The sequence below is a fragment of the Sphingorhabdus sp. Alg231-15 genome (assembly GCF_900149705.1).
Classification (GTDB): Bacteria; Pseudomonadota; Alphaproteobacteria; order Sphingomonadales; family Sphingomonadaceae; genus Parasphingorhabdus.
Genome location: NZ_LT703001.1, coordinates 2253021 through 2269051 on the forward strand (window position 1 = coordinate 2253021; position 16031 = coordinate 2269051).

Below are 16031 nucleotides of genomic sequence, written 5' to 3' on the forward strand. Positions count from 1 at the left end.
GTCGCTATTCTTCTGCTGGTTCAGGTAAGATCGAAACCGGATCATTAGGCCGGTCAGCCGGCGGGTCGTCGTCTTCTCTCTGTTCAGCCTGTTCGGTCTCGTCTTCGCCGCGACCCAGAACGGAGTCGATCCAATCCTGATCCAGCTGTGGTGGACCATCCTCGGCCTGACCACCTTCCAAATCATATTCGAGCCCCTGACCAGTCTCTATGGGCATACCATTTTCGTCGACATATATGCCGTCTTCGGGTGCGCCATATAGCTCTTCTTCATCTGGCTCCAATTGCCAGTCTGGCAAGATCAGTTCAGTATCGAATTTCTCGACCTTCCGCTTAGCGACTGCCACTTTCATAAACGCCGCAAAAGCTGCTGCTGGTGCCCGCCCGCCTTGCAGACCGCGCACTGGCTTGGCATCATCCCGTCCCATCCAGACACCGGTGGTCAGGCCGCTAGAAAAGCCCAGAAACCAACCATCTTTGTTGCTGCTGGTCGTCCCGGTTTTACCAGCGACAGGGCGTCCGATTTGCGCGGCGCGGCCAGTACCGGCATTGACAGCAGTCTGCATCAGATCGGTAATACCGGCAGCAACCCACGGGTCCACAAGCACGCGGCTACCATCAAATTTGCTCTGATAAAGCACATCGCCTTTCATCGTGCTGACTTTGGTGATCGCATAGGGCGTGATCGCGATCCCTTTTGCATTTACCGATGCAAAGGCCCGGGTCATATCGAGCAACCGAACATCCGACGTGCCGAGCACCATCGATGGGTTGGTATCAATGGGTGTCGTAACTCCGAATCGGCGGGCCATGTTGGCGATCGTAGAAGTTCCAATATCATTGCCAATGGCGGCTGCGACCGTATTCTTCGAATAGGCGAATGCTGAACGCACACTGATGTCACCGGCATAGCGACCACCGCTATTGCGTGGGGTCCAGTTGCCGATTTTAATCGGTTCATCGGTGACAATATCATTGGGAGTATAACCGGCCTCTAGGGCGGCCAGATAGACAAACAGCTTCCAGGCAGATCCCGGCTGGCGCACGGCCTGGGTTGCGCGGTTATAGTTGGAAGTCACATAGTCGGTCCCACCGACCATGGCCCGAACGGCACCATCGCGGTCGATTGCCACCAAAGCACCTTGTGTTCCAGCAGGCGAGCCGGTTTGGATCGCATTGGTCGCCGCGCGCTGCATACCGAGATCCAGGGTTGTCCAGACTTCAATCGGTTCAATCGTTTCATCGATCAACAGGTCCAGTTGCGGCAGAGCCCAATCGGTAAAATAGCGCACACTGTTTTGGCGGGGTTCTGGCGCCAGCTCGACGGCTGTCGGTTTGGTCTCGGCGGCTTGCGCAGCCGTTATCGCGCCGGCATCCTGCATGACACGCAGCACAACGGTTGCCCGGTCGATCGCGGCTTGTGCGTCAGCGGTCGGTGAATAGCGCGACGGAGCCTTAACCAATCCAGCGATAATTGCCGCTTCAGCCAGGTTCAGATCGGCGGCACTATGGGCAAAGAACCGCCGGGAGGCCGCGTCAATTCCGTAAGCTCCGCCGCCATAATACACCTTGTTGAGATAGAGTTCGAGTATCTGTTCCTTCGAAAACTTCCGTTCCATAGCGAGCGCCAACAGGATCTCGCGCCCCTTCCGCCCGAATGTGCGGCTGTTGTTAAGGAAAATATTACGGGCCAGCTGCTGCGTGATGGTTGAACCGCCCTGCGCCCAGCGCCCGCGTTCCAGACGGACCTTCACAGATCGGGCAATACCAATCGGATCAACACCCAGATGACTCTCGTAACGCCGGTCCTCTACGGCAACCATCGCGTCGATCATGACTTGCGGAATCTCATCATAATCGAGCCATTGCCCATAGCTGGGTCCCATGGAGAAAAGTTCCCGTCCGTTGACATCAAGGACGCGGATCATCTGGCCATTGGGCGACGATTTCAGGTCTTCAAATCCTGGCAAAGAGGATCGAATAACCATGACGGCGACCACCAAGGCGATGAAGCCGAGCAGGCCGACAACGAGCCCGGTTTTTACGACCCGCGAGAACCATTTGCGAAATGGTCCCGATTGTTTTTTGCGTTTTTTGCCCCGCGCCATATTATCCCATTCACTATACGCTCACTATGTGCGTTCTTAGCGTGTTACCGTCTTACTGCATGCTGAACGATGACCGACAGTAAAATCTGTGAAAAGTCTGCGAACGGCGCTTTAAGCCTCTTTTGGCTCAAAATCGAGCGCTGCGCTGTTCATGCAATAGCGCAGTCCGTTTTCTGCCGGACCATCAGGAAAAACATGGCCTAAATGCCCGTCACAGCTGGTGCAGCGGACTTCAATGCGGCGCATGCCGTGGCTGAGATCTTCGATTTCGGTAACCGCTTCAGATTCTGTCGGCTCGGTAAAGCTCGGCCAGCCGCAACCGCTGTCAAATTTGGTTGTCGCATCGAATAATTTGCTGCCACATCCCGCGCAAAAAAACTCACCATCGCGCTTTTCAGCATTGAGTTTGCCGGTGAAGGCTCGCTCGGTTCCGGCTTCGCGCAGGACATGATATTGTTCCGGGGAGAGTTTATCGCGCCATTCCTGAGCGCTCAGTGTTATTTTTTCCATATTTTCAAAATGGGGAGGAAAAGGACTGGCGTCAAGCTATCCCTAGGCGAAGGCCACAATGTTTATGGCGGCTAAGAAAGGGAGGTGAGAAAGGCTGTTACCGCTGAAACACTGCTAGCGATCATAGAAAATTAACCATTTTTTCAGGCCTTTGCTCCAAAATACAGTTGTGGTGATGATAGATGCGAAATTGAAACCAGTTTTCTGGATTCCGGTGCTTATGCTGGGTTGGATTATGTTTCAGCCACATAGCGCAATGGCTCAGTGCCGCTTATGCGCAGCCGAGCCGACGGAATCTGCAGCAGCTGGCAACACAGGAACCGAAACACCGCTTAACATCCAGATCATCGCAAATCTTGATTTCTCGCGATTGGCCTTGCTCAATCGCGCAGGTGGAGAAGTGGAGCTCGATCCGCAATCCGGACAGCGCAGGGTTAGTGGTGCTATAACCGATCTTGGCGGACTATCGCTTCACGGGCAGGGCCGTTTAACCGGTGAACCTGGCCGACTGGTTCGAGTGGGACTGCCGGAGCGAATTGTTCTCAGCGCGCCTAACGGATCTACTGCAGAACTCGTCAAGCTGGATACAGACTTACCGGCGCAGGCGCGACTCGACCGTGATGGGCGGTTGACCTTTTCCTTTGGCGGCCGATTGCGGGTTACTGGCAATGCCAGCGGCCAATTTCGCGGCCGGATCGCCATCACCGCAGATTACGAATAGCATTATTAGCGCAAACGCGCTGCTTTTCTGGCGATGGTCAGCAATTCCTGTTCTACCAGCACCTGTTCCGGCTGGCCGCTGCTCTTGAGCGCAATTTCAAGCGCCAAAATACGTTCAATCAGCCGCGCAATATGAGCAGATGACCAAATGTTCAGTTGCCGCGCATAATTGTCGCGATCCTTCCAGAATACACTGGGATGATTTACCAGTTTGCCGATATTGGATCCCTGATCAACCTTGGTGCGTAACTCGGCGAGCTTGGTCAGATGGTGCAACATCAGCCGAATCAGGCCAACCTCGCTGAATCCGGTGGGGCTCACGGCAGCCAATTCCTGGGTCAGTTTTCGGGTATCACCGCCAACCGCCGCATTGATCAGCAAACCGAGATCTTCCTCGTCATTTTCTGCGCCGAGCAGCGCCAACAGGTCCGCGTCGGTTTCCCGCGGGTTGTCCGGTGTCGCATCGAGATAAAGCGCAATTTTCTCGACTTCCAGCTTGGCCAGAACAAGATCGTTGCTGGTCAGCGCGGCAATGGCGGCGGCCATGTCACGGGACATTCTGACCCCCTCGTCTCGTGCCATGCTGGTGATGGCGGCCACAGCGTCGCCCTGTGTGGTTTCATAGCAGGTGGCAATCAGGGCGTCAGGCGCGGCGGTAATTTTTTTGGCCAAGGCAGTCTTATCCGCCATGCCTGCAGCGACGATGAAAACTGGGTCTCCCTTGGTATCGCTCTCCAAGAAAGTCTCTATTGCCGCGGTGGCGCGAACCGCTTCGCCGCTGTTGAGGCGGACCATGATGAATCTTTTATCTCCGAACAGCGATGCTGATGTGGCCTCGTCATTCAGCCGGGCCGGACTTTCGGTCAGGTCGGCAATCGTCAGATCTACTCTCTCCGCCGACTTTGCGAGCGGTGCTGCCAGTTCATTGGCTAGCGCCTGGCAGCGGGTTGCATTAGGGCCGCATAAGACGGCCAATCGTATCGTATCGGGGGCCGCGTGAAAGCGTTGCACAATATCCTTGTCTTTGACTTTCACGATCTTGCTTTCACAGCTTTGCCTTCATGCCGCTCTCATCAGTTGCTGCTGCTTTGCTGTTCGCGAGCAAAGAGCGAGAGCCGTTTGACAATCTGGTCGGCAACGCGGGTCGACAGATTTTCCAACGCGGTTTCCTCGGCAGCGATCGTGGCATATTCTGAGGACACGACATCGATACCGGCATCGGAGCCTGCAGTGGCGTCCAGTACAACTTTGCTATCGGATAGACGCACCAATTGATAACGCGCTCTTAGAGTGCGGCGTTCACGCGTAATGCGGTCATTACTGCGTACACCGAATCCGGCAATTTTGTCGTCGAGCTCGACAATCAGCCGATATCTGGCCTCACTGCCTTCAAAAGTGGATAGTTGATCGTTCAGCGCATTACGCATCAACCAGCCGGCTTTGCCCTTAATCGGTTCGATTTCGACATCGCCCAACTGCGTTGCCACCACTCCGTTGGACCCTCCGGAATATAGCGGTTGTAGTCCACAAGACGCCAACATTGCACTTGCTGCGATAAGCACAGAGATGGACTGCATCCGCGTCATATAACGATATTGACCAGTCGGTCTGGCACGACGATCACCTTTTTAATTTCTGCTCCATCAATCGTACGCTGCACTTTCTCAGAGCCAAGCGCAAGCTCCTCCAGCGCTGACTTCTCGCAACCCTTGGCCGCGGTAATCGTGTCGCGTAGCTTGCCGCGCACTTGGATAGCGATTGTGACTTCGTCCTCGACCAACAGGCTTTCGTCAACTTTTGGCCATGGCGCATTGGCGACCAGATCGCTTTCCCCGAACAGCGCCCAAGCCTCTTCAGCGATATGCGGCACCATTGGTGCTACGATCCGGGCGAGCGATTTTATGGCGTCATGGCGATCCTTTGAAGGCGTCGCTTTTTCGATCATATTGACCAGCTCAAAGACTTTTGCGACCGCCTTGTTGAAGGACAAAGCGTCAACATCTTCAGCGACTCCGGCAATGGTCTGATGCAGCTTGCGTTTAAGCGCCTTGTCTTCGTTGCCAACAGGATCGGGCTGATCAGCGACCGCAACAAACAGCCGCCAAAGCCGCTGAACGAATCGCCAACTGCCTTCGATTCCCGCTTCAGACCACGGTAAATCACGCTCGGGCGGGCTGTCGGACAACATGAAGAAACGCACTGCATCCGCGCCATATTGATCGATAATCGGATCAGGATCGACGACGTTTTTCTTCGACTTGGACATTTTTTCAATGCGACCGATCTGGATCGGGGCACCGCCAGATGATTTAAACACGCCGCCCTCGCGATGATCGACTTCATCGGGGCTGTAATAAACAATCTGATCTGCACCCGTATCTTCGTTCTGAACCGTTTCGAAATAGGTTTCGTGTGTCACCATGCCCTGTGTGAAGAGGCTTTCAAACGGCTCAGCAAAATCAAGCTTGCCGATGGAGGCGAGTGCCCGGGTCCAGAAACGCGCATAGAGAAGGTGCAGGATCGCATGTTCGATGCCGCCAATATATTGTGACACCGGCATCCATTTTTTGACCGTCTCGGCGTCAAAAGGCTGGTCATCCGGCTGGCTGGCAAAACGCAGGAAGTACCAGCTGGAGTTGGTAAATGTATCAAGCGTATCGGTCTCACGTCGCGCCGCCTTGCCGCATTGTGGACATTCGACATGTTTCCAAGTTGCGTGGCGCTCCAGCGGATTGCCGGGAATATCAAAGTTGACATCATCAGGTAATGTGACCGGCAACTGATCCTTCGGAACAGGAACCGCGCCGCAATCTTCACAGTGGATGATCGGTATCGGTGTGCCCCAGTAACGCTGGCGTGAAACGCCCCAGTCGCGCAGCCTCCATGTTGTCTGAGCTTTCCCCCAACCTTCGGATTCGGCTCTGTCGATGACCGCTTTCTGCGCGGTTTCAATATCCATACCGTCAAGCATCCGGCTGTTCACCAACTTGCCGGGGCCAGTATAGGATTCATCATGGATGGGCGCGTCTTCGTCGCCTTCGGCAGCTACTACGCGTGTGACGGGCAGCGCGTATTTGCGCGCGAAATCAAGGTCGCGTTGATCATGGGCCGGCACGCCGAAAACGGCGCCAGTACCATAATCCATCAGAACGAAATTCGCGACAAAAACGGGCAATTCCCATGACGGATCGAGCGGGTGAGTGACTTTCAGGCCGGTATCAAAGCCCTTTTTCTCCATCGTTTCGAGCTCGGCCGCTGTCGTCCCGCTTTTCTTGCACTCTTCGCAAAAGGCCGCGAGCGCTTCACTATCTTGCGCCAGTTGCTGGGCAAGCGGATGATCGGCAGACAGAGCAACAAAGCTCGCGCCGAAAATCGTGTCCGGACGAGTCGAGAAAACCTCAATGGTTTCAATGTCCTGCTGCTTCTCGGCCAGTGTGAAATGGAATTGCAGGCCTTGCGATTTGCCGATCCAGTTTTCCTGCATCGTGCGGACTTTCTCCGGCCAGCCTTTCAGATCATCCAGACCGCTGAGCAGTTCTTCCGCAAAATCGGTGATTTTCAAAAACCATTGGCTGAGCTTGCGTTTTTCTACTGGAGCACCGGAACGCCAACCCTTTCCGTCAATCACTTGCTCGTTTGCAAGTACGGTCATATCAACCGGATCCCAGTTCACAGCAGACTCTTTGCGATAGACGAGCCCACCTTCGAACATGTCGATAAACAGCGCTTGTTCCTGCCCGTAATAATCAGGTTCGCAGGTGGCCAGCTCCCGGCTCCAGTCGAGTGCAAAGCCGAGCCGCTTTATCTGGTCGCGCATCGCCGCGATATTGGCGCGAGTCCATTCGCCGGGATGGACTTTCTTTTCCATCGCAGCATTTTCGGCCGGCATACCAAAGGCATCCCAGCCCATGGGATGGAGCACCTCAAAGCCCTGCATCCGCCGGAAACGGGCCAGCACGTCGCCCATTGTATAATTGCGGACATGGCCCATGTGAATGCGGCCAGATGGATAGGGAAACATTTCCAGCACGAAGCTGCGCGGTTTTGGTGAGCTGTTATCGGCTTCGAAAACGCCGGTCTCGGCCCAACGGGTTTGCCAGCGTTTGTCCGCCGATAAAGGGTTAAAACGCTGATCGGTCATGCTGGTCCTACAAATATTCAGCCCGCTTGATCAGGCTCATCATTAGATTAGTGGGTGGTCCCGATCAATTGGTCAGGGCCCCGCGCCGCAAATCGCGCGCTTTGGTCAGGATAATCTGTTCCAGCTTCTGCGTGGTCGCCGCTTTTACTGGTGCGTCAACCCAGGTGCCGCCATTGCGTACCTGTCGTGATGCCCCAACACGCAATGCATCTGCGCGCAGATCCTGATCGAGGATCGAGATGTTCAGTTTCATCCGCTCCGATGGATTTTGCGGATTCACATACCAATCCGTCAGGATCACGCCGCCATTGCTGTCGGTCTGGGTCAGCGGCATGAACGATAGGCTATCGAGCGTGGCGCGCCACAAATAGCTGTTCACGCCAATGGTTGTCACTTGCGATGCCGCGAGATCGGCTCTTGGCCGGTCATTGCTGGCGCAGGCGGAGAGGCCGGTTATCAAAGCCACGGCCGAAAAGCCCATTACCAGAGGACGCATTTTAGCGGTGGATAAAGAAAGGCGGGACATGAACAAGCTCCTCATTGGCAGTTTGACGCGCTCCTGTTTAAAAATGCGCCGCGTACCGGTAAATCTGATTTCAACGCTCTCTATAATTGCTTTGCCGCAAGGGGCAAGCCAAAGCGCAACATTTCGCTCATGCGAAGCTGTGGGTGAATAGCAGTTGAATGAGCCTTGGCTTAGTCGACGACAGTTGGGTTGTGATGAAGGTTTCGATAATCTTCGGTTCAGCTTGGCGCCGCTAAACGCTGACCAGATGAATGTGAAACCGTAACCGATCTGCAACAGAAAATGTCTAGTTCAAGAAAATCGGACAAAATCAGCAAGTTGACTCGTCTATTGCCAAATTATTTGGTATAGATTTGAGTCAACAAGGGGAAAATACCGTCGTCATGAAGAAAAATGGCAATCTTTTTGGTTGGTTAGCTGCGGGACTCGCAGCTTCTGGTCTTGCCATGACTCCTGCACTGGCGCGTGTATTGTCGGAACAGACTAACGCAGTATCGTTGCGTTCATTGAGCACGGTCAGTGCGTTTACGACGGCTGGTGCTGATCCAGAGCTGGCAGCAAGCTTCAAACGCAGTGTCTTGGGTGGCAAGACCCAGTTTAAATTTACCCCAGCGGGAGGCAATACGAGCGGTGATCGCGCTGTGACCGTTGTGGTGCGACAAGATGCTTCGAGCAATGCCATTTCGATTCGTGAGAATATTGTAGCCGCCGCGCCCGGCGCGGGAGTGCTTACGCCCACGAAGATCACACCAACATCATTTAGCCTAGGCACGGCCAAGGGCCTGAAGAGCTTTGCGATTCCGGTCAAAAAGCTGGGTGATAACCTGCCGGATCTGTCCGAGATTGGTGCGGGCGTTGATAGCGATGATGATAATACCGGCAAGAAAAGCCGCTTCAATCCACGTCTATCTATAGATGCGAAAACTCCTATCGGTGCGTCACCAGGCGCTCTGCGGGCAAGCGAGAAAGATTACTCTCTTGATCTGGGCGGAAGCTATTCGGTGACGCGCAATCTTGATGTGACAGCTGGTGTTCGCTTGAAAAATGAACGCGATCGGATGGCGCCGCTAACCGATTCCCGTCAAGACAGCCAAGCTGTCTATGTAGGAACGCAGTTCCGCTTCTGATATTCTAGCTTCTGCTTAACCCATCAATGGCGGCCCAGCCATGGGCTCCCATTGCTGCTTGTTGTTGAAACCTTTGCGCATTCATTCCACCCATCAGGATCACCGGTTTTTTGCACAATTTAATCAGTCGCCGCAATTGCAGGCGATTCAATGGTTTTTGCCCGGGATGGGATCGCGTTGCAAAAGTGGGCGAGAGAAACAGCAGGTCTGCGCCATGATGATTGGCAGTCGCTATTTCTCTGGCATTGTGAATTGGCGCGCTGTGCAATAGGCCCATTGTTTCATGCCGCTTCCACTGCCGACCATGTACGCCGTCCGCGCCCCATTGTCGTGCCAATGCCGGTGAACCAGCAAGCAATAACAAGTGTTCGTGCCGTTTAGCGATGGACTTTATCGATTGAAATCGCTGATACCGGTCGCCGGGATCAAGATGATAGTGGCGAAAGACAATTCCGCTACCACGCGGCAATGCGGCAATAGACCGTTCCAGCACGGGGTCATTGCGTGTGTCGGTCATCAACCAGATTTGTGGCCAGATTTGTGGATAGATATCAGAAAACCAGGGCTGGTGCATGCTCATCACCTGCCATATAGGCGGCCAAGAACCAATTGGGAATTTTGAGGCGGAAAATCGCACCATGACGGATAGCAGTGAGAGCCTGAGAGCAATTCAGGAAAAAATAGCCAAGGCTGCCGGTCTGGCTCAACGTGAGGAAGATGATATCGACCTGATCGCGATATCAAAAACTCGGTCTGCGGATGAGATACGGCCTCTGCTAGAGGCGGGCCACCGGCTCTTCGGTGAAAACCGGGTGCAAGAGGCCGCAGCGAAATGGCCCGAACTTCGCGAGGCTTTTGATGGGGTGAAAGTCCATCTGGTCGGTCAGCTGCAATCCAATAAGGCAGACGAGGCTGTGCAGCTTTTTGATGTGATCCATTCGCTTGATCGACCCTCTTTGGTGAAGGCGCTGGCAAAGGCGATGAACAAACAGGATCGCCGGATTCCATGTTTTCTTCAGGTGAATATCGGAGAAGAACCGCAGAAAGGCGGCTGTGCGATTGGCGATGTTTCTGATTTACTCGAATCTGCACAGGCTGCGGGTATAGAAGTAGCGGGCTTGATGTGTGTACCGCCATCGGTGGTGAACCCGGCGCCCCATTTCGCTCTACTGGCAAAGCTTGCCAAGGACCATGGTTTGGATGGTCTCAGCATGGGTATGTCCGGAGACTTTGAAACTGCAATCAAGCTTGGTGCAACGCATGTCCGCGTGGGCACTGCCCTTTTCGGGAAGAGGGTCTGAACCTATTGCGGGGCTTTACTTTTGACCTCACCATTTTTTTCAGCCTCTTTTGCAGCACGATCTGCTTTGCGCTCTTCAGGTGTATCCGGGGCGACAAAGCTGATCACCACATCACCTTCTTCAATGATGGGCCGCGCATCGGTTGCAAAGAATAGCAGGCGTCGGTCCTCTTTCAACACCGCTAACGGCTCTTCACCCGGATCAAGATTCTTGCGATATTCTTCGGCAGAAAAAATTTCGGTAATGTTGGTTTTGCTGAACCGCCAACCGTCGCGCTCACGGTCAAGCAGGCTATTGAAGTCGGCACCCGATTCAAACAAAATTCTGCCGTGGCCAACTTTGCTCTTTGACTTGTCGCGGCTGTCATTGGAAAGTCGGCTAATCTGATCAAAGCCCATTTCAGGCCCGAGGTCTGCAGTGATCAGCTGATTATGACTATCATTGTCGGTCGCTACGATCATATGTTGAAACTCACCCAGCTCGATATGATCATTATGAGCCTCGTCCAATATATCGCCCTGATGGGTGTTAAGGTCTTCATGTCGGGCGCGGCGCAGAGCGAAGGGGCTGGTATCCGCCATAAGAACTTCAATATTCAGAGATTTGAGGATTTTGCCAAGTGCGACGGCCCAACGGGTTGCACCAACGATCAATATGCCTTCACCCTTGCCTTCATTGATCCCCAGACGCTCGGCAACCCAGCCCGCGGAAAAACCATGTGCAAATATGGTCGCAATGACGACCGCAAAGCTAAGCGGTACGAGGGCTTCTGCGCCAGGGAAACCATAGTCGACCAAACGGATCGCGAACAGACCGGTAATCGCAACGGCAACAATACCGCGCGGTGCAATCCAGGCAATAAACAGCCGTTCGCGCCACGGCAACGAACTGAACATTAACGCGACAAGAACCGAAACCGGGCGCACAACGAACAACAACAGGATCAGGAAGATAATAAATTGCGGGCGGAATTGCATGACGGTTTCATAGTCAAGTGTTGCAGACAGGATGATGAAGACACCGGAAATGAGCAGCACCGCAAGATCTTCCTTAAACCGGTGGAGTGCCTGACTTGAATAAATATGACGGTTAGCCAGCACCACGCCCATGACCGTCACCGTGATCAGGCCGGTTTCGTGCATGATAAGGTCGGCAACGACGAAGCCGCCGATGACCGTGATCAGCAAAAACGGGGCTTTCAGATATTCCGGAACATGTCCTCTAGGGAACAGCCAGGTAATCGCAAATCCCAATGCTGTACCGATCAGGCCAGCGAGAAAACTGGCCGCCAGCACATCCATACTGATCGATGCGATATTCGCGTTGGGCCCTTCATAGGTGATATAGGCATAGATCCCGACTGCGAGCAGCGCGCCGATCGGATCATTGACGATACCTTCCCATTTCAGCACGTTGCGCACGCGCGATGGTACGCGCAAAGTGCGCAGCATTGGACCAATCACTGTCGGTCCGGTGACGATCATGATACCACCTAGCAGCGCCGAAATCTCCCAGGATAGACCAGCACCATAATGAGCGGCTGCGGTTCCCAGCACCCATGCTATTGGACCAGCGATCAACACCATCATGGTCACAGCACCGCCGGCCTGGCGAAGCTCTCGGAAATTCAGACTTAATCCGCCCTCAAACAGAATGACCGCGACGGCCAGCTTGATTATCGGTTCCTGCAGTGCACCAAAGTCCCGTTCGGGATCAATAATCCCCAATATTGGGCCAGCGATGATGCCAACAATCAGCATCAGGGCGATGGCTGGCCGGCCGGTGCGCCAGGCCACCCATTGTGCGCCGATACCCAAAAGGCCAATCAGCGCAATTTTCACCATTAGCGAATCAACAATAATCATTTGTAATCTATGCCGTTTCTTTAAGGTTTATGCAAAAAGTCATATGCTGCAGGCTGAGCTCTAGACGCAATAGCCTGTCGATCATTCAGTAGACAGCGGCAAGATGAGTTGCTTTTTCGAAATTGGCTCAGGCTGTGACTTGCATGGTGTCGGCGGGAATCCAAGATCGAACCGCACCAGTTTTTCTTTTAGCGCGATGAGTGCCTCCGCTGGTCCGGCCACCGCTTTTTCAATTTCGGGATGATGCGCGGCCAATCCTCCTGTGAGCGCTCCAAAGGCCGGCATGATCAAATGTTTCTCGCTGCGAACGAAACAACGCCGAGACACATGCCGTCCGCGGACGGGCACCCGCAATTTGGGATGAAAATGGCCAGAAATTTCGGGCAAGCTGGTCTCAGCTGCTGCTTCGTGGCGCAGCGCAAGGCCGTTGCCGGTCCATTCGGTCATCACTTCGCCACCCCACAGGCCGCTGACATCGCGGTCATGATTGCCGCTGATCCATATCCATTGGGTGCGTTGAGTGAGTTTAGTGAGCAACTCTGCAGCATCGCTTTCCAACCGCGCCTCACCTTCATCGTCATGGTAATTATCGCCGAGGCAAAAGATTTTTTCCGCTGCTGTTTCGGCGATCAAGCCGGCCAGTTCATCCAGGGTTGCGCGGCTGTCATAGGGCGGCAGCATCTGTCCCTGGCGTGCATAAAAACTAGCTTTTTCAAGATGTAAATCCGCCACCAGCAAAGCCTTTTCTGCTGGCCAGTAGAGCGCCGCCGGGGCGACCACATGAAACAGGTGATTGGCGAACGAAAGGGGAACCATTTTTATGCTATGCGATTATCTGAACCTGCGTGCAAGCGGGAAGGGTTGGAAATTCCCGCAGCGCGCGACTATATGCGCGCCATGACGGAATCAAATTTTTCATACAAAGTAGCGGCACTCTATCATTTTGCAGTTGTAGATGATCCGGCGGCGCTGAAGCCGGAAATCCTGGCGGCATGTGAAGCCAATGGGCTGAAAGGCACGATCCTGCTCGCGCCAGAGGGGATTAACGGAACCATCGCGGGCGCAACTGACGGCATTGAGACGGCAATTGCTTTTCTACGAGACCTGCCGCAATTTGCCGGACTGGAGGTCAAATATTCCAACGCCGAGGCCATGCCGTTTCTGCGCATGAAAGTGCGGCTGAAGAAAGAAATCGTAACCATGGGTGTGGATGGCATTGATGCTGCACGGGCAAAAGGCGACTATGTCGACCCATTGGACTGGAATAGCATGATTGCAGATCCTGATACGGTCGTGATCGACACGCGCAACGCCTATGAAGTGGCGATTGGCAGTTTTGAAGGCGCGATAAACCCCGATACAGAGACATTTCGCGATTTTCCGGCGTGGTTTGATGAATTTTCCAAGCAACTGCAGGAAAAGTCCGAAAAGCAGCCAAAGATTGCGATGTTCTGCACCGGCGGAATACGGTGTGAAAAAGCCACTGCCTATGTGAAGGCACAGGGCTTTGATGATGTCCATCATCTGAAAGGTGGAATACTCAAATATCTTGAGAATGTGCCGGAAGAAACCAGCCAGTGGAATGGCGATTGCTTCCTGTTTGATCAACGCGTGGCCGTTGGCCATGGTCTGAAAGAAAGCGACTATGATCAATGCCATGCGTGCCGGATGCCGTTAAACGCTGAGGAACGTGACTCAGAGAAATATGTCCCGGGGGAAGCCTGTCCCCATTGTTATGACAATCGCACCGATGAGCAACGGGAACGCTATCGTGAACGGCAGCGGCAGGTGGAAAAAGCGGCACAAGAAGGCCGTCAGCATCTGGGAACAGCATGACTGACAAGCCGATCCTCTACAGCTTCCGGCGTTGCCCTTATGCGATGCGCGCGCGTATGGCGCTGATGACCAGCTTGACTCCGGTACGCCTAAGAGAAGTGGTACTGCGCGACAAGCCGGATGAAATGATTGCAGCCTCGCCCAAGGCGACGGTGCCAGTGCTAGTCCAGGATGACGGGACGATCATCGATGAAAGTCTGGCAATCATGCATTGGGCATTGGACAGGAGCGATCCGGCAGGCTGGCTGGAAGATGCGGATGCCGGTGCCGATTTGATCGCCGAAGCGGACAGCGATTTTAAAGATAATCTCGACCGATATAAATATCCCACACGCTATGATAATGTCGACCCAATAGCGCATCGATCCGCCGGTCTGACCTTTCTCGAGAAGCTGGAAAAACCGCTTGCCGCTGAGGGTCAGTTGCTGGGAAAGCAGCCCCGGCTAGCGGATTTTGCGATTTTTCCGTTCATCCGTCAATTTGCCAATAATGACCGCAACTGGTTTGACGCGCAATCATTGCCCGGTTTACAAACATGGCTCGCCGCGCATTTGGGTTCGGATCTGTTTGCCAACGCGATGAAAAAATATCCGCAGTGGAAAACGGGCGATATCGAACCTGTGTTTGCGGGATAGAACTGAGGACGCTGCAATGAAAACCGCTCTAGTCGTAACCGCCCCCATCTTGTGCCTGATGTCGGCTTGCAGTGACGAAGCTGATGCACCCGTACTTGATGAAGAGGTGCCTATTGAAGCGGAAATGCCGCCACAGCCCGAGATTAGTGATTCACTGACGGAAGAAGAGGCGGATGCTGCGCTCGAAGAACTGGAAGCAGAGCAGCGCGCACTGGAAAGTAGCGCGGAGGCTGAAAACAGCGAAGATGCGAGCGGCGAATAGCTTTACGAGCTGATGCGGCTGTCTTTTGGTCGCTCGAAATAGCGTTTTGTACCTTTCGGCAACAGAAAATGGATCTTCCGCTTTTTGAAATCAATTGCGACCTGATCAAATTTCCGCAGCACGTCCATTCCTAGCAATAGCGCTGGTTTCTTATCCATTCCCAGTCGCTCAAACGGCGGTGCATCGGCGAAAGCCACTGGCAAGCTGGCGAATTTCGCACGGCCAATACGAAAATCCCTAGCTTTGCCAAACTCCACACCCAATGTCTGACCGGTCACAGCAATCAGGCTATTTTCTTCGCCCAACTCTTTCGCACGCTTTATCAGCCGCTTTTTCAAGACCATATTGGCAATCGAAACCTGCGCGCCGGTATCAACGATCACATTGACTTTGAGCCCGGAAATCGTGGCTTCGGTGAAGATTAGCTGTCCCGATTTGCGCCGTGCAGTGACGATAATTTCCCGGCGCGAGGTCATCGGCCGGGGTTCAGCCGCGTCTTCGATGGAGATTTGATTGTTGATGAAGTCGAACAATATCCGCTGATCTTGCAGGCCATCGAGACCCAATATGCCATCTGCGCCAATATGGCGGGCAAGCAGGACCGGCGCAATCAGGCTGTCATAGCTTTTCTTGCCCAAGGTGAGTTCAGGCACATAGACCATATCAACCATGCTGCTGCCGGCGATGCTGATCAATTCAGCTGGTTCTTCGGCATCTAGGGCGAGCCTGGTGGCAATCTTGCGAGAGAGAACGGTGCGTTCTGCTCCGGTATCAATCACAAAGGAAAACGGCCCGCGGCCTTCGATACTGACGGGAACGGTCATCCGCTGCGCACGGTCTTCATCGATGGCGATAATTTCATTGTCCGGCTTTGTCAGGCTGCCGGGCTCGACCGATTGCCCCATCGGAACAGGATAGGCCAAAGCCAGCGCAGACGCAGCTATGGCGGGTATTAGGCCAGTGGAAAAAAGAGGCATCATACTCTCCTACTATAATATTAT

16 protein-coding genes are annotated in these 16031 nt (G+C 53.9%); 6 read left to right on the top strand and 10 right to left on the bottom strand.

The genetic code is table 11. The features are described from left to right. Positions 1-4 precede the first annotated feature (4 nt). Positions 5-2107: a PBP1A family penicillin-binding protein gene (locus DG177_RS11075; protein ID WP_108811531.1), complete on the bottom strand. Its 2103-nt coding sequence runs from the start codon at positions 2105-2107 to the stop codon at positions 5-7. 111 nt (positions 2108-2218) lie between these two features. After that, positions 2219-2617 (bottom strand): peptide-methionine (R)-S-oxide reductase MsrB, encoded by a 399-nt coding sequence (gene msrB / locus DG177_RS11080; RefSeq protein WP_108811532.1) that lies wholly within the window; start codon positions 2615-2617, stop codon positions 2219-2221. Between the two features lie 235 nt (positions 2618-2852). Between msrB and DG177_RS11085 the strand changes: the two genes are divergently transcribed. Further along, entirely contained in the window at positions 2853-3338 is a 486-nt protein-coding gene (locus tag DG177_RS11085; protein WP_337658746.1) for a DUF4402 domain-containing protein, read from the top strand. 5 nt (positions 3339-3343) lie between these two features. Here the strand turns inward: DG177_RS11085 and holA are convergent, their stop codons facing one another. From holA to DG177_RS11105, 4 genes are all read right to left on the bottom strand, one after another. After that, entirely contained in the window at positions 3344-4372 is a 1029-nt protein-coding gene (holA, locus tag DG177_RS11090; RefSeq protein ID WP_108811534.1) for a DNA polymerase III subunit delta, read from the bottom strand. 38 nt (positions 4373-4410) lie between these two features. Then, on the bottom strand, positions 4411-4923 hold the full coding sequence (gene lptE / locus DG177_RS11095; RefSeq protein WP_108811535.1) for an LPS assembly lipoprotein LptE: 513 nt from the start codon (positions 4921-4923) through the stop codon (positions 4411-4413). Then, positions 4920-7478, bottom strand: a complete 2559-nt coding sequence (gene leuS, locus DG177_RS11100) for a leucine--tRNA ligase (RefSeq protein WP_108811536.1) — start codon at positions 7476-7478, stop codon at positions 4920-4922. Before leuS ends, lptE begins: the two co-directional genes overlap by 4 nt. Before the next feature lie 64 nt (positions 7479-7542). Then, positions 7543-7959, bottom strand: coding sequence for a DUF3576 domain-containing protein (locus DG177_RS11105; RefSeq protein ID WP_337659031.1), 417 nt, complete (start codon positions 7957-7959; stop codon positions 7543-7545). 428 nt (positions 7960-8387) lie between these two features. Between DG177_RS11105 and DG177_RS11110 the strand changes: the two genes are divergently transcribed. After that, entirely contained in the window at positions 8388-9131 is a 744-nt protein-coding gene (locus DG177_RS11110; protein ID WP_108811537.1) for a hypothetical protein, read from the top strand. Between the two features lie 4 nt (positions 9132-9135). Here DG177_RS11110 and DG177_RS11115 read toward each other — a convergent pair whose 3' ends face one another. Further along, positions 9136-9705, bottom strand: coding sequence for a thiamine phosphate synthase (locus tag DG177_RS11115; RefSeq protein WP_337658747.1), 570 nt, complete (start codon positions 9703-9705; stop codon positions 9136-9138). A gap of 64 nt (positions 9706-9769) precedes the next feature. Here DG177_RS11115 and DG177_RS11120 point away from each other — a divergent pair, with 64 nt between their 5' ends. Then, the gene (locus tag DG177_RS11120) at positions 9770-10432 is read left to right on the top strand and encodes a YggS family pyridoxal phosphate-dependent enzyme (RefSeq protein WP_108811539.1); all 663 of its coding nucleotides are present in this window, start codon (positions 9770-9772) and stop codon (positions 10430-10432) included. Between the two features lie 2 nt (positions 10433-10434). Here DG177_RS11120 and DG177_RS11125 read toward each other — a convergent pair whose 3' ends face one another. Then, positions 10435-12297 carry a cation:proton antiporter domain-containing protein gene (locus DG177_RS11125; protein WP_108811540.1) on the bottom strand — a complete coding sequence of 621 codons (1863 nt, stop codon included), beginning with the start codon at positions 12295-12297 and terminating at the stop codon, positions 10435-10437. A gap of 81 nt (positions 12298-12378) precedes the next feature. Beyond that, on the bottom strand, positions 12379-13113 hold the full coding sequence (gene pdeM, locus DG177_RS11130; RefSeq protein WP_108811541.1) for a ligase-associated DNA damage response endonuclease PdeM: 735 nt from the start codon (positions 13111-13113) through the stop codon (positions 12379-12381). Positions 13114-13122: 9 nt separating this feature from the next. Between pdeM and trhO the strand changes: the two genes are divergently transcribed. Genes trhO through DG177_RS11145 form a run of 3 tightly spaced genes read left to right on the top strand, consistent with a single transcriptional unit; the run spans position 13123 to position 15030 of the window. Then, the gene (gene trhO / locus DG177_RS11135) at positions 13123-14133 is read left to right on the top strand and encodes an oxygen-dependent tRNA uridine(34) hydroxylase TrhO (protein WP_337658748.1); all 1011 of its coding nucleotides are present in this window, start codon (positions 13123-13125) and stop codon (positions 14131-14133) included. Further along, positions 14130-14768, top strand: coding sequence for a glutathione S-transferase N-terminal domain-containing protein (locus DG177_RS11140; RefSeq protein ID WP_108811542.1), 639 nt, complete (start codon positions 14130-14132; stop codon positions 14766-14768). Before trhO ends, DG177_RS11140 begins: the two co-directional genes overlap by 4 nt. Positions 14769-14784: 16 nt before the next feature. Beyond that, a complete protein-coding gene (locus DG177_RS11145; RefSeq protein ID WP_108811543.1) occupies positions 14785-15030 on the top strand; it encodes a hypothetical protein in 246 nt (81 codons plus the stop codon). Between the two features lie 2 nt (positions 15031-15032). Here DG177_RS11145 and DG177_RS11150 read toward each other — a convergent pair whose 3' ends face one another. Next, positions 15033-16010, bottom strand: coding sequence for an aspartyl protease family protein (locus DG177_RS11150; RefSeq protein WP_108811544.1), 978 nt, complete (start codon positions 16008-16010; stop codon positions 15033-15035). Positions 16011-16031: the final 21 nt, after the last annotated feature.

What these genes read in the sequence shown, in the direction of transcription:
- DG177_RS11150 (WP_108811544.1), bottom strand. Translation starts at nt 16,010, where the DNA reads ATGATGCCTCTTTTTTCCACTGGCCTAATACCCGCCATAGCTGCGTCT.
- DG177_RS11125 (WP_108811540.1), bottom strand. Translation starts at nt 12,297, where the DNA reads ATGATTATTGTTGATTCGCTAATGGTGAAAATTGCGCTGATTGGCCTT.
- DG177_RS11110 (WP_108811537.1), top strand. Translation starts at nt 8,388, where the DNA reads ATGAAGAAAAATGGCAATCTTTTTGGTTGGTTAGCTGCGGGACTCGCA.
- DG177_RS11075 (WP_108811531.1), bottom strand. Translation starts at nt 2,107, where the DNA reads ATGGCGCGGGGCAAAAAACGCAAAAAACAATCGGGACCATTTCGCAAA.
- DG177_RS11085 (WP_337658746.1), top strand. Translation starts at nt 2,853, where the DNA reads ATGTTTCAGCCACATAGCGCAATGGCTCAGTGCCGCTTATGCGCAGCC.
- pdeM (WP_108811541.1), bottom strand. Translation starts at nt 13,113, where the DNA reads ATGGTTCCCCTTTCGTTCGCCAATCACCTGTTTCATGTGGTCGCCCCG.
- lptE (WP_108811535.1), bottom strand. Translation starts at nt 4,923, where the DNA reads ATGACGCGGATGCAGTCCATCTCTGTGCTTATCGCAGCAAGTGCAATG.
- DG177_RS11105 (WP_337659031.1), bottom strand. Translation starts at nt 7,959, where the DNA reads ATGGGCTTTTCGGCCGTGGCTTTGATAACCGGCCTCTCCGCCTGCGCC.
- DG177_RS11140 (WP_108811542.1), top strand. Translation starts at nt 14,130, where the DNA reads ATGACTGACAAGCCGATCCTCTACAGCTTCCGGCGTTGCCCTTATGCG.
- DG177_RS11145 (WP_108811543.1), top strand. Translation starts at nt 14,785, where the DNA reads ATGAAAACCGCTCTAGTCGTAACCGCCCCCATCTTGTGCCTGATGTCG.
- trhO (WP_337658748.1), top strand. Translation starts at nt 13,123, where the DNA reads ATGCGATTATCTGAACCTGCGTGCAAGCGGGAAGGGTTGGAAATTCCC.
- DG177_RS11120 (WP_108811539.1), top strand. Translation starts at nt 9,770, where the DNA reads ATGACGGATAGCAGTGAGAGCCTGAGAGCAATTCAGGAAAAAATAGCC.
- msrB (WP_108811532.1), bottom strand. Translation starts at nt 2,617, where the DNA reads ATGGAAAAAATAACACTGAGCGCTCAGGAATGGCGCGATAAACTCTCC.
- leuS (WP_108811536.1), bottom strand. Translation starts at nt 7,478, where the DNA reads ATGACCGATCAGCGTTTTAACCCTTTATCGGCGGACAAACGCTGGCAA.
- DG177_RS11115 (WP_337658747.1), bottom strand. Translation starts at nt 9,705, where the DNA reads ATGCACCAGCCCTGGTTTTCTGATATCTATCCACAAATCTGGCCACAA.